The following is a 15,555-nucleotide window of genomic DNA, read 5'->3' on the forward strand; positions in this document are numbered from 1 at the left end:
ATGAGCCTTCCCGGTCAACCGTCCTCCGCCACCACGCTCCTGGAGCTGCTCGAGACGCGCGCCAGCGCCCAGTGCGAGCAACCCCTCTACACCTTCCTGGAGGAGGGCGAGGAGCAGGTGGTGAGCTACGCGGCCCTGGACCTCCGGGCCCGGCGCATCGGCGCGATGCTCCAGTGCCTGGCGCGGGCCGGAGAGCGCGCGGTGCTGCTCTATCCGCCCGGCCTGGAGTACGTCGCGGGCTTCTTCGGTTGCGTCTACGCGGGGCTGGTCGCCGTGCCCGCGTACCCGCCGGAGCCCACGCGGCTCGAGCGCACGCTCCCGCGGTTGCGCGCCATCATCCGCGATGCGCGCGCCAGCGTGGTGCTCACCATCTCCTTCATCCGCGAGATGGGTGAGAGCCTCTTCGAGCAGGCCCCGGAGCTCGCCGCGCTGCGCTGGGTGGCCACCGACGCCATCGACGAGGGCGTGGAGGCCGGGTGGCAACGGCCCGAGGCCACGCGCGACTCGCTGGCCTTCCTCCAGTACACGTCCGGCTCCACCGGCGATCCCAAGGGCGTGCGGCTCAGCCACGGCAGCCTGCTGCACAACCTGTCCCTCATCTCGCGCGCCTTCGAGGTCCGGGCCGACAGCGTGGGCGTCATCTGGCTGCCGCCGTACCACGACATGGGCCTCATCGGCGGCATCCTCCAGCCGCTCTACGCCGGCTTCCACACGGCCCTCATGTCCCCGCTCGCCTTCCTCCGGCGCCCCCGGCTCTGGTTGGAGGCGCTCTCCCGCTTCGGCGGCACCATCAGCGGCGGGCCCTGCTTCGCGTTCGATCTCTGCGTCCGCAAGGTGCCTCCCCCCGAGCGCGAGGGGCTGGACCTGAGCCGCTGGGAGCTCGCCTTCTGCGGCGCCGAGCCCATCCGCCCCGAGGTGATGAGCCGCTTCGCCGAGGCGTTCGCTCCCGCTGGCTTCCGCTCCGAGGCGTTCTATCCCTGCTACGGCCTCGCCGAGGGCACGCTGATCGCCTCGGGCGGCAAGAAGGGCGAGGGCGTGCTCGTCCGCATCTGGGAGGCCGCCGCGCTGGAGCGCAACGAGGCCGTGGCGGCCGTGGACGGGCCCGGTGCTCGTCCGCTGGTGAGCTGCGGCAAGGTCATGCCCGAGCAGTCGCTCCTGATCGTGGATCCGGAGACGCGGCGGGCGTGCCCCGAGGGCAGGGTGGGGGAGATCTGGATCTCCGGCCCGAGCGTGGCCCACGGTTACTGGGAGCGCCCCGAGGAGAGCGAGGCCGCCTTCCAGGCGACCGTGGTGGATGGGGGCCCTGAGCGGTTCCTGCGCACGGGGGACCTGGGCGTGCTCCATGGCGGCGAGCTCTTCGTCGTGGGCCGGCGCAAGGATCTGATCATCCTCCGGGGCCGCAACCTGCACCCGCAGGACCTCGAGCTGACGATGGAGCGGAGCCACCCCGCGCTGCGGCCCGGATGTGGCGCGGCGTTCTCCATCGAGGTGGAGGGCGAGGAGCGGCTCGCGGTGGTGTACGAGGTGGATTCGCGCAAGCCCTGGACGCCCGACGAGGTGGTGGGCGCGCTCCGCCGCAGCCTGTCCGAGGCGCACGAGGTGCAGCTCCATGCACTGGTGCTGCTCGAGCCCGGTGCCCTGCCGAAGACGTCCAGCGGGAAGATCCAGCGCCGCGCCTGCAAGGCCGAGCTGCTCGCCGGTTGGCCTCGCGCGCTCCTGTTCTGGCGGGATACGGACGGGGTGGCGCGAGGGCAGGGGACTCCGGTGCTGGAGGCTCCCGCCCATCCGGTCTCCGTCGAGGAGCTGGAGACCTGGCTCGTGGCCCGGCTGTCGGCGCGGCTCCGCGTGCGTCCTGAGGAGCTCGCGAAGGATGTGCCTATCACGAGCTTCGGTCTGGACTCGCTGGCCGCCGTCGAGCTGGCCCATGAAATCGAGAACCTGGGCGCCGTCCTCCGCATGGACGAGCTGCTCCATGGGCCGACCGTGGCCGCGCTGGCCCGGACGATCTTCAACGCGCGGGACGCGGGGCTCCCGTCCATTCCCCGCCGTCCGGATGGGGCCGGGGCACCGCTCTCGTCCGCGCAGCAGCGGCTGTGGCTCTTCGAGCAGCTCGAGCAGGGTAAGCCCGCCTACAACCTTCCCTCCGCCCTCCGGCTCATGGGCGAGCTGGATGTGGCGGCGATCGAGCGGAGCTTCACGGCCCTCCTCGAGCGGCATGAGATCCTCCGGGCCACGTTCCTCGAGGTCGATGGCTCGCCCCGGCAGGTCATCTCGTCCACGCCTCCGTCCGTGTTCCGGCTCGTGGAGCTTCAGGCGGTGCCCGCTTCGGGACGTGAGGAGGAAGCGCTCCGGCTGGCCCGGGAGGAGGCGAGTGCTCCCTTCGACCTCGTGCGCGGCCCGCTGCTCCGGGTCACGTTGATCCGCCTGGACGCTCGCGAGCACCTGCTCGTCGTGGTGATGCACCACATCGTCTCGGATGGTGCGTCCTTCGCCCTCGTGGCCCGGGAGTTGAGCGCGCTCTACGCGTCCTTCGCCCGGGGGGCCTCGGCTTCCCCGCAGCCGCTCCCCGTCCAGTACCCCGATTACGCGCTCTGGCGCCGCGAGCGGGAGACCGATGCGGCCCTCGCGGAGTCTCTGTCCTGGTGGCGGCAACGGCTGGCCGGTGCTCCCTCCGCCCTGGAGCTGCCCACCGACAGGCCCCGTCCTGCCTCGCCGTCGTACCGGGGCGCTCGCGTTCCGCTGCACCTCTCCGAGCCGCTCACCGCCCGCCTGGAGACCCTGGGCCGCGGCGAGGGCGCCACGCTCTTCATGACGCTGCTCTCGGCCTTCCAGACCCTGCTGCTGCGTCACTTGGGCCAGGAGGACCTGTGCGTTGGCACTCCCGTCAATGGCCGGGATCGCGCCAGCCTGGAGGGGTTGATCGGCTGCTTCCTCGATCTCCTCGTCCTCCGCACGTCCCTCTCCGGCGATCCCTCGTTCCGCGAGCTGCTGGCCCGCACCCGGACCACGTCGCTCGAGGCCTTCGCCCATCGCGATGTCCCCTTCGAGCGCATCGCCGAGACGCTTCCGTCCTCGCGGGACCGGAGCCGTGCTCCGCTGTTCCAGGTGCTGTTCGTCCTCCTGCCCGAGCCCGGTGCGGAGCTCGCGCTGCCCGGCCTGGAGGCTCGCCGCGTGGAGCTCGATCCGGGTGCCACGGCCTATGACCTGACCCTGTCCCTCGCGCATGGCGCCGGGGGCCTGGAGGGCTGGCTCGAATACGCCACGGACCTCTTCGATGCCTCCACCGTGACCCGCATGGCGGAGCGGTTGCTCGTGGTGCTGGAGGCCGTCGCCGCCGACCCGGACCAGCGGCTCTCCGCGCTCCCGCTGCTCCCGGAGCACGAGCGGCGTCAGGTGCTGGTGGACTGGAATGCCACGCGCACCGAGTACCCGGAGGCGTGCGTCCATGCGCTCTTCTCGGCCCAGGCCGCGCGGACACCCGAGGCGGTGGCCGTCGTCTGTGGCGATGAGTCGCTCACGTACCGGGAGCTGCAACTGCGGGCCAACGCCGTGGCTCGCCGGCTTCGTGCCGCGGGCGTGGGCCCCGAGGTGGTGGTCGGCCTCTGCGCGGAGCGCTCGCTGGAGCTGGTGACGGGACTCCTGGGCATCCTCGAGGCCGGGGGTGCCTATCTCCCGCTGGATCCCTCGTACCCCGAGTCCCGGCTCGCCTTCATGCTGGAGGACTCCGGGGCGCCCGTGGTGCTCGCGCACCGGCATCTGGTGGGCGCGCTCTCGTCCGGTGCTCGGACCGTGGTTCCCCTGGATCCGCCCGGCTCGCCCGAGCTGGCCGAGGAGGCCCCCGCGACCGGCGTGGGCCCGGACAACCTCGCGTACGTCCTCTACACCTCCGGCTCCACCGGCCGCCCCAAGGGCGTGCTGATCCCCCACCGCAACCTCGCCAACTTCTTCACCGGCATGGATGCGCGCGTCGGCGCGGCGCCGGGCTCGTGGCTCGCCGTCACCAGCGTGTCCTTCGACATCTCCGTGCTGGAGCTGCTCTGGACCCTGGCTCGCGGCTTCAAGGTCGCCGTGCAGGGTGAACAGGGCGCGCTGGCCGCCGCTCCCCGCCGCACTGGTCGCCGCAAGCCCCTGGGCTTCAGCCTCTTCTACTTCGCCGCGGATGACGGCGCGCAGCAGGGAGGCGACCGCTACCGTCTGCTCATGGAGGGTGCGCGCTTCGCGGATCGCCACGGCTTCGAGGCCGTCTGGACTCCCGAGCGTCACTTCCACTCCTTCGGCGGGCTCTACCCCAATCCCTCCCTCACGGGCGCGGCGATCGCCGCCGTCACCGAGCGCGTGGGCATCCGCGCCGGCAGTGTCGTCCTCCCGCTGCACCACCCTGTGCGCGTCGCCGAGGACTGGGCCGTCGTCGACAACCTCTCCAAGGGGCGCGTGGGCCTGTCGGTGGCTCCGGGCTGGAACGCGGATGACTTCGTGCTCGCCCCCGAGCGCTATGCCGAGCGCCGTGCGCTGGCGATGCGCGGCCTGGACACCGTGCGGCGGCTCTGGCGCGGAGAGACCGTCTCCCTTCCCGGTGGCACAGGCGCTCCGGTGGAGGTCCGCATCCGCCCGAGCCCCGTGCAGCGCGAGCTGCCCGTCTGGCTCACCGCCGCCGGCAACCCCGAGACGTTCCGCGAGGCGGGCCGGCTGGGCGCGGGCGTCCTGACGCACCTGCTCGGCCAGCGGTGGGACGAGCTGCGGGAGCGCGTGGCCCTCTACCGCGAGGCCTGGCGCGAGGCCGGCCACCCGGGCGAGGGACACGTCACGCTCATGCTCCACACCTTCGTGGGGCAGGACCTGGACCAGGTGCGCGCGACGGTGGAAGGGCCCTTCCGCCGCTACCTGAGCAGCTCCGCGGACCTGATGCGTGGCCTGGGGCGGACCTTCGGGTTGGAGCCCTCGTCCGTGCAGTCCGGGGACCTGGAGGTGCTCGCCCAGCGCGCCTTCGATCGCTACTTCGAGGAGGCGGGCCTCTTCGGAACGCCTCGGACCTGCCGCGAGCAGGTGGCGCGGCTCGAGGCGCTCGGCGTGGACGAGGTGGCGTGCCTCATCGACTTCGGCGTGGACTCGGACACCGTGCTGGCCAGCCTGCCCGCGCTGGATGCCCTGCGGCAGCGCTCCGAGCGCGACTTCCGCCTCCAGGGTCAGCACGGCCTGACGGTGCCCGCGCAGATCCGGCGCCACGGCATCACCCATTTGCAGTGCACGCCCTCGCTCGCCCAGGCCCTGCTGCTGGAGCCCGAGGCCCCCGAGGCGCTCGCGGGTCTGTCGCGGCTGATGGTGGGTGGTGAGGCGCTCGCGGCGGACCTCGCGGCCCGGCTGCGCGGCGCGATCGGTGGCGAGCTGCTGAACATGTACGGCCCCACCGAGACCACCATCTGGTCCTCCACGCACCGCGTGGACGGGGCCTCGGGTCCGGTGCCCATCGGCACGCCCATCGCGAACACCTCGCTCTATGTCCTGGACGCGCGGCTGCGGCCCGCTCCCATTGGCGTGCCCGGGGAGCTGTTCATCGGTGGCGCCGGTGTTGCTCGCGGCTACCATGCCCGGCCCGAGCTGACCGCCGAGCGCTTCCTGCCGGATCCGTTCAGCGCCCAGGCCGGTGCCCGGATGTACCGGACCGGAGACCTCGCGCGCTGGCGGGCGGATGGGACGGTGGAGTTCCTCGGCCGCGTGGATCATCAGGTGAAGATCCGTGGCTTCCGCGTGGAGCCCGGTGAGATCGAGGCCGTGCTGGAGAAGCATCCCGGCGTGCGGCAGGCGGTCGTGGCCGCTCGCGAGGACTCGGCCGGCGGTGCGCGGCTGGTGGCCTACGTCATCCACCGGCCGGAACAGGCGGCCTCCACGGACGCGCTGCGCGCCTTCGCTCGCCGGCTCCTGCCCGAGCACCTGGTGCCTTCCGCCATCGTGCCGCTCGACGCGTTCCCCCTCACGCCCAATGGCAAGGTGGATCGCAAGGCGCTGCCCGCGCCGGATGGACTGCGCGAGGTGGCTCGGGAGTTCATTGCCCCGCGCACCCGCACCGAGCAGCGCGTGGCGGAGATCTGGTCCGCCGTGCTGGGCGTCGAGCAGGTGGGGGCGGGGGATGACTTCTTCGCGCTCGGTGGGCACTCGCTGCTCGCCGCTCGCGCCATCTCCCGGCTCCGCGATGCCTTCGGCGTGGAACTGGCCCTGCGTGAGCTGTTCGAGGCCGGCACCGTGGCCGCGCTCGCCGAGCGCATCGACGCGCTCCCGAAGACGGCTCCCCGGACGCCTGCCCTGGTGCCGGGCTCCCGCGAGGGCGCGCTGCCCCTGTCCTTCGCCCAGCAGCGGCTCTGGTTCCTGGAGCAGCTCGATCCCCAGAACGCCGCCTACAACGAGGCCGTGACGGTCCGCGTCGACGGCGTGCTCGATGTGGCGGTGCTGGAGCGCTGCCTCCTCGAGGTGGTCCGGCGCCACATGAGCCTCCGGACCACCTTCCACGCCGAGGACGGCAAGCCCGTCCAGGTCATCTCCCCGGAGGTCCGGCTTCCGCTGGCCCGCGTCGACCTGACGGGGCTCTCCGGCTCCGCCCAGGCGGAGGCGGTCTCGCGGATCGCGGGCGAGGAGTCCCTGCGGCCCTTCGCGCTCGTCTCGGGGCCGCCGCTGCGGGTCTCGCTCATGCGCCTGGGCGAGCGCGAGCATGTGCTGCTCGTCGTGCTGCACCACCTCGTGTCGGATGGGTGGTCGCTGGGCGTGCTGGTCCGCGAGGTGGCCGCGCTCTATCCGGCCTTCTCCGCGGGCCAGGCCTCGCCCCTGCCGGAGCTCTTGCTCCAGTACGTGGATTACGCCGCCTGGCAGCGTGGGTGGCTGCGAGACGAGGCCCTGGAGGCGCAGCTCGCGTACTGGCGCACCCGGCTGGCGGGAGCGCCCCGGTCGCTGGAGCTGCCCACGGATCATCCCCGGCCTCCCGTGCGCAGCTCCCGGGGCGCGAGCCGGCACTCGCTCCTGAGCTCCGAGCTCTCCCAGGCCGTGAAGGACCTGGCCCACCGCGAGGGCGCGACCCCCTTCATGGTCCTGCTCGCGGGCTTCTCCGCCCTGCTGTCCCGCTACAGCGACCAGGAGGACCTCTGCGTCGGCACGCCCGTGGCCGGCCGCGACCGCACCGAGCTGGAAGGGCTCATCGGCTGCTTCGTCAACACGCTCGTGCTGCGCGTGTCGACCGCGGGCAACCCGTCCTTCCGCGAGCTGCTCGGCCGCGCCCGCGACACCGTGCTGAGCGCCTTCGCCCACCCGGACGCCCCCTTCGAGAAGCTCGTGGAGGTGCTCCAGCCCGAGCGCGACCTCGGCCGCGGCCCGCTCTTCCAGGTGATGCTCGTGCTCCAGGAGGATCCGCTGCCGGAGCTGTCCCTGCCGGGTCTCCAGCTGCGCGTGCTGGAGCAGGAGAGCCACACGTCCAAGTTCGATCTGCGCCTCAGCCTCATGGAGACGGCCGCCGGATTCTCGGCGACCCTCGAGTTCAGCACCGATCTCTTCGAGCCCTCCACCGCCGAGCGCATGCTCGCGCACCTGCGCGTCCTCCTGGAGAGCGCCGTTCACGAGCCGGCCCAGAGCGTCCACGAGCTGGCGCTGCTGACGCCCGAGGAGCGCCGCCGCGTGCTGGTGGAGTGGAATGACACGCGGCTGCCTCGCGAGCCGGAGGCGTGCCTGCACCGCCTCATCGAGGCCCAGGTGGATCGCTCGCCGGACGCGGTGGCCGTGTCCTTCGAGGGCGCGCACCTCACGTACCGGGAACTGGATACCCGTGCGAATCAGCTCGCCCATCATCTGCGCGCCCGGGGTGTGGGCCCGGACCGGCTGGTGGCGCTGTGCACCGATCGTTCGCTCGAGATGGTCGTGGGGCTGCTCGGCATCCTGAAGGCGGGTGGCGCCTACGTGCCGCTGGATCCCGAGTACCCGCGCGAGCGGCTCGAGTACATGCTCGCCGATGCGTCGGCGCCCGTGCTCCTCACCCAGGCGCGGCTCGCCCCGGGTCTGCCTCACGGCGATGCGGCCGTGGTGTGTCTGGACTCGGAATGGGAGGCCGTGGCCCGCGAGTCCACCGAGCGCCCGCGGGCCGTGCTGTCTGGCGGCAATCTGGCCTACGTCATCTACACCTCGGGCTCCACTGGACGGCCCAAGGGCGCGATGAACTCCCACGCCGCCATCTGCAACCGGCTCCTCTGGATGCAGGAGGCGTACGGGCTGGACGCGGAGGATCGCGTCCTCCAGAAGACGCCGTTCAGCTTCGACGTCTCCGTCTGGGAGTTCTTCTGGCCGCTGATGACGGGCGCCCGGTTGGTGATGGCCCGGCCCGGTGGGCACCGGGATCCGGCGTACCTCACCGGTGTCATCTCGAGCGAGCGGATCACCACGCTGCACTTCGTGCCCTCCATGCTGCGGCACTTCCTGGAGGCGCCCGAGCTGGATGCCCGCTTCAGCCCCAAGCGTGTCATCTGCAGCGGCGAGGCCCTGCCTCCAGACCTGAGGGATCTCTTCCACGCGCGGCTGCGCTCGGAGCTGCACAACCTCTACGGGCCCACCGAGGCCGCCGTGGACGTGACGTTCTGGGCGTGCGAGCCCGAGGACCGGCGGCCGCTGGTTCCCATCGGTCGCCCCATCGCCAACGCGCGGATGTACGTGCTGGACGAGCACCTGCGTCCGGTGCCTCCCGGTGTCCCCGGTGAGCTGTTCATCGGGGGTGTGCCGCTGGCCCGTGGCTACTGGCGGCGGCCCGAGCTGACCGCCGAGCGCTTCGTTCCGGATCCGTTCGCGGAGACTCCGGGCGGCCGGCTGTACCGGACCGGGGATCGCGCCCGGTTCCTGGCGGATGGCGCCATCGAGTACCTCGGCCGGTTGGATGACCAGGTGAAGGTGCGCGGCTTCCGCATCGAGCTCGGGGAGATCGAGTCCGCGCTGCTGCGGCATCCGCATGTGCGCTCGGCCGCGGTGGTGGTGCGCGGGGACGTGCCGGGGGATCGCCGCCTCGTGGCCTACGTCGTCCCCGCCGGAGAGGAACTCGCGCCTCAATCGCTGCGCTCCTTCCTGGGCAGCTCGCTGCCCGAGTACATGGTGCCCTCGGCCTTCGTGTCCCTGGAGGCACTGCCGCTCTCGCCGAGTGGCAAGCTGGATCGCCGGGCACTCCCCGCGCCGGCTCGCGCACGGGCCAGCAGTGGCGAGGCCTCCGTCGCGCCTCGCGATGACATGGAGCGCCGGCTCGCGGAGATCTGGGCCGGGGTGCTTGGGGTGGAGCGAGTGGGTGCCCACGATCGTTTCTTCGAGCTGGGTGGGGACTCCATCCTCGGCCTCCAGGTGATTGCTCGCGCCCGGCAGGCGGGATTGCACCTCACCGTCCGGCAACTCTTCCAGCACCAGACCCTGGCCGAGCTGGCCCTCGCGGCTGGAACGGGACGGGCCCTTGGCGATCAGGGGCCGGTGTCCGGACCGGTGCCGCTCACGCCCATCCAGCGGTGGTTCCTCGAGCGGGAGCTGCCCGAAGCGCACCACTTCAATCAGGCGCTGTTGCTGGAGACGCGCGAGCCGGTGGACGCCGCCCTGCTGGAGCAGGCGCTGCGTGCACTGGTGGAGCACCATGATGCGCTCCGCTCGAGCGTGAAGCGCGTGGGGACGGGTTGGCAGCAGAACTGCGCTGCCCCGGGACGCGAGGTGTCGCTGCGCCGGGTGGATCTGTCCACGCTGCCGGAGTCCGAGCAGGCCGTGGAGCTGGAGCGTGTCTCGGCCGAGGTGCAGGCCAGCCTGTCGCTGGACGAGGGACTCCTCGTGCGCGCGGTGCTGTTCGACCGGGGGCCGGAGCGGACCGGCCGGCTGCTGCTGGTCATCCACCACCTCGCCGTCGATGGCGTCTCCTGGCGCGTGCTCCTGGAGGACCTCACGATCGCACTGCACCAGTTGGGCCGGGGCGAGCCGCTCGCGTTGCCCGCGAAGACGACGTCCTTCCAGACCTGGGCGCGCCGGTTGGAGGCGCATTCGCGGTCGGAGGCCGTCGCGGCGGAGCTGCCCTTCTGGTTGGAGGAGACCACGGGCGACGTGCCGACGTTGCCTCGGGATCGGCAAGGAAGCAACACGCCCGGCTCCGAGCGCACCGTCACGGTGACGTTGGAGCCCGAGGTGACGCGGGCGCTCCTGCACGAGCTGCCGTCCGCCCTGCGCGCGGGCGTGGATGAGCTGCTGCTCGCGGGCGTGGCCCGGGCCCTGTCTCGCTGGAGTGGCCGGAATCGGCTGCTCATCGACGTGGAAGGACACGGGCGCGAGGAGCTCTTCGAGGACGTGGACCTCTCGCGCACGGTGGGTTGGTTCACCGCGCTGCATCCGGTCCGCCTGGAGCTCCAGGACGCGGCTCCCGAGAAGGCGCTCGAGGCGGTCCGCGCCGCGAGGGAGCGGCGGGCGGGCAGGGGACTCGGCTACGGCCTGCTGCGCTACCTGCGCCAGGATGCGGCCTCCGAGCAGCTCCGCGCACGGCCCTCCGCCGAGGTCTGCTTCAACTACCTCGGGCAACTGGACGCGGGCGCGCTGGGTGCGTCCCGGTTCGGCCTCGCGCCCGAATCCGTGGGGCCCTCGCATGGGGCCGGTGGACTCCGGAGCCATGTGCTGGAGGTGGTGGCGCGTGCGGCGGGTGGGCGCCTGGAGCTGTCCTGGGTGTACAGCGAGTCGTTGCATGCCCGCGAGACGATCGAGGCGCTGGCCGCCGATTGCGCGGAGTCGCTCCGGGCGCTCGCGCGCACCGGTGCCTCCGAGGAGAGTTACCCGCTCTCTCCGCTCCAGCACGGACTCCTGTTCCAGGTGCTGCTGGAGCCCGGGACGGAGGCGTACTTCGAGCAGCGGAGCTGGACGCTCACCGGGGCGCTCGATGCTCCCGCGCTTCGTCAGGCCTGGGCGTTGGTGATGGAGCGCCACCCCGCGCTGCGCACGGACTTCCAGTGGGCGGGCCTGGATGAGCCCGTCCAGGTGGTGCGGACGCATGTGGAGCCGCCGTGGAGCGAGCTCGACTGGCGCGGCGTTCCGGCGGAAGAGCAGGCGTACAGGCTGGAGTCCTTCCTTCGCGAGGACCGGGCCCGTGGCTTCGATCTGACGCGGGCGCCCCTGATGCGCTTCACGTTGATCCGGCTGGGGGAGCAGGCCCACCGGTTCGTCTGGAGCTTCCACCACCTGGTGCTGGACGGATGGAGCCTGGCGCGGGTGCTCTCGGAGGTGCTCGAGGCCTACGCGGCGCTCGTCCGTGGCGAGGCGTGGCGGCCCCTGCGTGCGCTGGACTTCCGCGCGTACATCGAATGGCTGGGACGGCGGCGGCCCGAGCGGGACGAGGCGTTCTGGCGCGAGCTGCTCGCGGGCGTGGACGCTCCGACCCCGTTGCCGGGAGAGGGCGAGTCCGGTGTCGCGAGTGGAGCGGGCGAGCGGGAGGCCGTGCTCGACGCGCGGACCACCACGGCGCTCCAGGACTTCGCGCGGCGTCACGGTCTCACGCCGAGCACGCTGGTGCACGGCGCGTGGGCGTTGCTGCTGTCGCGGTACGGGGCGGGCGAGGATGTCGTCTTCGGCACCACGCTCGCGGGCCGGCCGCCGGAGCTGCCGGGCATCGAGGAGGCGGTGGGGTTGTTCATCCACTCGCTGCCCGTGCGCGTCCGGATTCGCACGGGCGAGGAGCGGGTCCCCTGGTTGCGCGAGCTCCAGGCGCGGCTGGTGGAGCTGGGCCAGCGCGAGCACGTTCCGCTGGCGCGCATCCAGGGCTGGAGTGACATTCCCCGGGGTACGCCGCTCTTCGAGAGCCTGCTCGTCTTCGAGAACTATCCGATCGATGCGGCGCTCGAGCGGGGCGTGGCGGGCCTGTCGCTCGGGGATTTCCGCCCCTTCGAGCGCACGCACTACCCGTTGACCGCCGTGGCCGTGCCGGGCCGCGAGCTGCACCTCAAGCTGCTGTTCCGCTCCGAGCGTGTCTCCGCGGACGCCGCCACGCGGCTGCTGGCGCACTGGCGGACACTGCTGGAGGGAATGGTCTCCGCTCCGGAGCGGCGGCTCGGAGACGTGCCCCTGTTGTCCGCCGCCGAGCGCCGTCAGGTGGTGGTGGAGTGGAACGCCACGCGGACCGCGTTCCCGCGTGAGGCCACGATCCACGCGCTGTTCGAGGCCCAGGTGGCCCGGACGCCCGGCTCGGTGGCGGTGTCCTTCGGTGACGTCTCGCTCACCTACGCCGAGCTGGAGCGCCGGGCGAACCGGCTGGCGCATCGCCTCCTGTCACTGGGTGTCTCGAGAGGCTCGGCCGTGGGCCTGTGCGTGGAGCGCTCGGCGGAGCTGATCGTGGGCGTGCTGGGCATCCTGAAGGCCGGTGCCGCCTACGTGCCGTTGGATCCCGCGTACCCGAGCGAGCGTCTGGCCTGGATGATCCAGGACGCCCGCGTGCCCGTGCTGCTCACCCAGCAGCGGCTGCGGGACGGACTGTCGGCGGGGTCCGCGCGCGTGCTCGCGCTGGATGGGGCAGGGGAGCTCGAGGGGCTTCCCGACACGGCTCCGGAATCCACGGCCTCCGCCGAGGATCTCGCCTACGTCATCTACACCTCGGGCTCCACGGGCGTGCCCAAGGGCGTCTGTGTCCCGCACCGCGCCGTGGTCCGGCTGGTGGTGGAGACGGACTTCATCCAACTCGTGCCCGAGGACCGTGTGGCGCAGGCGTCCAACGCCTCGTTCGACGCGGCCACCTTCGAGATCTGGGGCGCACTGTTGCATGGGGCCCGGCTGGTGGGCGTGGAGCGTGAGGTGGCGCTCGCGCCGAGGCCGTTCGCCACGTGGCTGCACGAGCAGCGCATCAGCGTCCTCTTCCTCACCACGGCCTGGTTCAACCAGATCGCCACCGAGGTGCCGGACGCCTTCCGCGGGCTGCGGCAGCTCCACTTCGGCGGCGAGGCGGTGGATCCGCGGCCGGTCCGCGCGGTCCTCCGCGAAGGGCCGCCGCAACGGCTGCTCCACGTCTACGGTCCCACCGAGAGCACCACCTTCGCTTCCTGGCACCTCGTGCGCGAGGTCCCCGAGGGCAGTCAGACGCTCCCCATTGGCCGGCCGCTGGCCAACACGGAGCAGTACGTGCTCGATGAGTCACTGGAGCCCGTGCCGCCGGGCGGAGCAGGGGAGCTGTGGATCGGCGGAGACGGCCTGGCCTGGGGTTACCTCGGGCGGCCCGAGCTGACCGCGGACCGATTCCGGCCCCACCCGTTCAGCGCCGAGCCCGGAGCCCGGCTGTACCGGACCGGCGATCGCGTGCGGCTCCAGGCGGATGGCTCGGTCGTGTTCCTCGGCCGCGTGGATGCGCAGGTGAAGGTGCGCGGCTTCCGCGTGGAGCCGGGCGAGATTCAGGCGGTGCTGCTGAAGCACCCCGCGTTGCGCGAGGCCGCCGTGCTGGCGCGCGAGGATGCCGCTGGAGGTTCGCGGCGGCTCGTGGCCTATGTCGTGCCGGTGGCGGGCCAGTCCATCGAGGGACGCGCGCTGCATCGCTTCCTCGCGGAGCGGCTGCCCGAGTACATGGTGCCGTCCGCCTTCGTTCCCCTGGAGCGGCTGCCGCTGACGCCCAATGGCAAGGTGGATCGCCGCGCGCTCCCCGCGCCCTCCGAGGTGCCGGGCGAGGGGGATGCTTCGTACGTCGCTCCGCGTGGGCCCGTGGAGGAGCTGCTCGCGGGCCTCTTCGGCGAGCTGCTCGGCGTCTCGCGCGTGGGCGCCCATGACAGCTTCTTCGAGCTGGGTGGGCACTCGCTGCTGGCCACCCGCGTGGTGTCGCGCGTCCTCGCCACCTTCGGGGTGGTGCTGTCGCTGCGAGAGTTGTTCGAGGCGCCCACCGTGGCGCGGCTGGCCGAGCGCATCTCCACGGCCCGCCAGCTCCCCCAGGCGGTGCGCCCACCACCGATCGTCCCCGTGCCCCGCGAGGGCTCCCTGCCGCTGTCCCTGATGCAGGAGCGCCTCTGGCTGCTGGATCAACTCCAGCCCGGCACGTCCCTCTACAACGTCTCCTGGGCCTCCTGGCTGGAAGGCTCCCTGCACCTGCCCGCCCTGGAGCGGGCCCTGTCCGGGCTGCTCCAGCGTCACGAGGCGCTGCGCACCACCTTCGTGCTCGAGGCGGGCGAGCCCGTGCAGCGGATCCACCCCCAGGTGGAGCTGTCCCTGCCGGTCGTGGATCTCCGCGAGCTGCCCACGGAGGAGAGCGAGACCCAGGCCCTGCTCGTGGCCACCGAGGAGGCGCGGCGGCCGTTCGACCTCGCTCGCGGGCCCCTCATCCGCGCGCTGCTGCTCCGCACGGGCGAGACGAAGCACCTGCTCGTCCTGACGCTGCACCACATCATCTCGGACGGCTGGTCCCTGGGCGTGACGATCCGGGAGTTCCTGGCGCTGTACGAGTCGGAGCTCACGGGCCGGCCCTCGCCGCTGCCCGCGCCCGGACTCCAGCCCGTGGATCACGCCGTCTGGCAGCGCGGGTGGCTCCGTGGCGAGGCGCTCGAGACGCAGCTCGGCTACTGGCGCGAGCGGCTCGCGGGCGCGCCGCCGGTGTTGGAGCTGCCCACGGACTTCCCGCGCCCGGGCGTCCAGCGCTACCGCGGTGCCTCCGTCCGCGTCCAGCTCCCGGCCGGGCTGTCCTCCGCGTTCCGGACCCTCTGCCGCCGTGAGGGTGTCACGCCCTTCATGGGTCTGCTGGCCGCCTTCCAGCTCCTCTTGTCCCGCTCCTCGGGTCAGGAGGATGTCTGCGTGGGCTCTCCCATCTCCGGCCGCCACCATCCCGGGCTGGAGGACCTGCTCGGCTTCTTCGTCAACACGCTGGTGCTGCGGACCCGCCTCTCGCCGGAGCTCACCTTCCGCGAGCTGCTGGGCCGCGTGCGCGAGACGACGCTCGGCGCCTATGCCCACCAGGATCTGCCGTTCGAGAAGCTGGTCGAGGCACTCCAGCCTCCGCGCAGCTTGAGCCATGCTCCGCTCGTGCAGGCGGTGCTGGCCCTCCAGGAGGCACCGCGGCTGGAGGGGGCCGCCACGGGGCTCACCTTCCGCCCGGTGGAGCTGGGCACCGAGACCGCGAAGTTCGATCTCACGCTCTCGCTCACGGACGCGCCCGAGGGCTTCGCCGGGACGCTGGAGTACGACGCGGACCTGTTCACTCCCGCCACCGCCACCCGGATGATGGAGCAGCTGCGCGTGCTGCTGGAGGGCGCGGTGGCCGGTGCGGGCCGGCGGCTCGGCGAGCTGCCGATGATGGACCCGGCGGAGCATCGGCGTCTGCTGGTGGAGTGGAACGCCACCCGCGTGGACTACCCGCGTGACACGGGCCTCGCCGCGCTCTTCGAGGCTCAGGCGGAGCGCACGCCGGACGCGGTGGCGGTGGAGCTCGGAGACGAGCGGCTCACGTACCGCGAGCTGGATCGGCGCGCGAACCAGCTCGCCCGGCACCTGGTGGGGCGGGGCGTGGGGCCGGAGACTCCGGTGGGCCTGTGCGTGCAGCGCTCGATGGAGCTGGTGGTGGGGACGCTCGGCATC

At 72.4% G+C, this 15,555-nt stretch carries 1 protein-coding gene (cut by a window edge); it reads left to right on the forward strand.

The features are described from left to right. A protein-coding gene (locus AC16DP_RS20065; RefSeq protein ID WP_329726534.1) for a non-ribosomal peptide synthase/polyketide synthase crosses the window boundary here: on the forward strand, nucleotides 1-15,555 show its 5' portion. It continues 1,641 nt past the right edge of the window; only the first 15,555 of its 17,196 coding nucleotides appear in the window; the start codon lies at nucleotides 1-3; its stop codon lies beyond the right edge, outside the window.

This window comes from Archangium sp., from assembly GCF_057119385.1.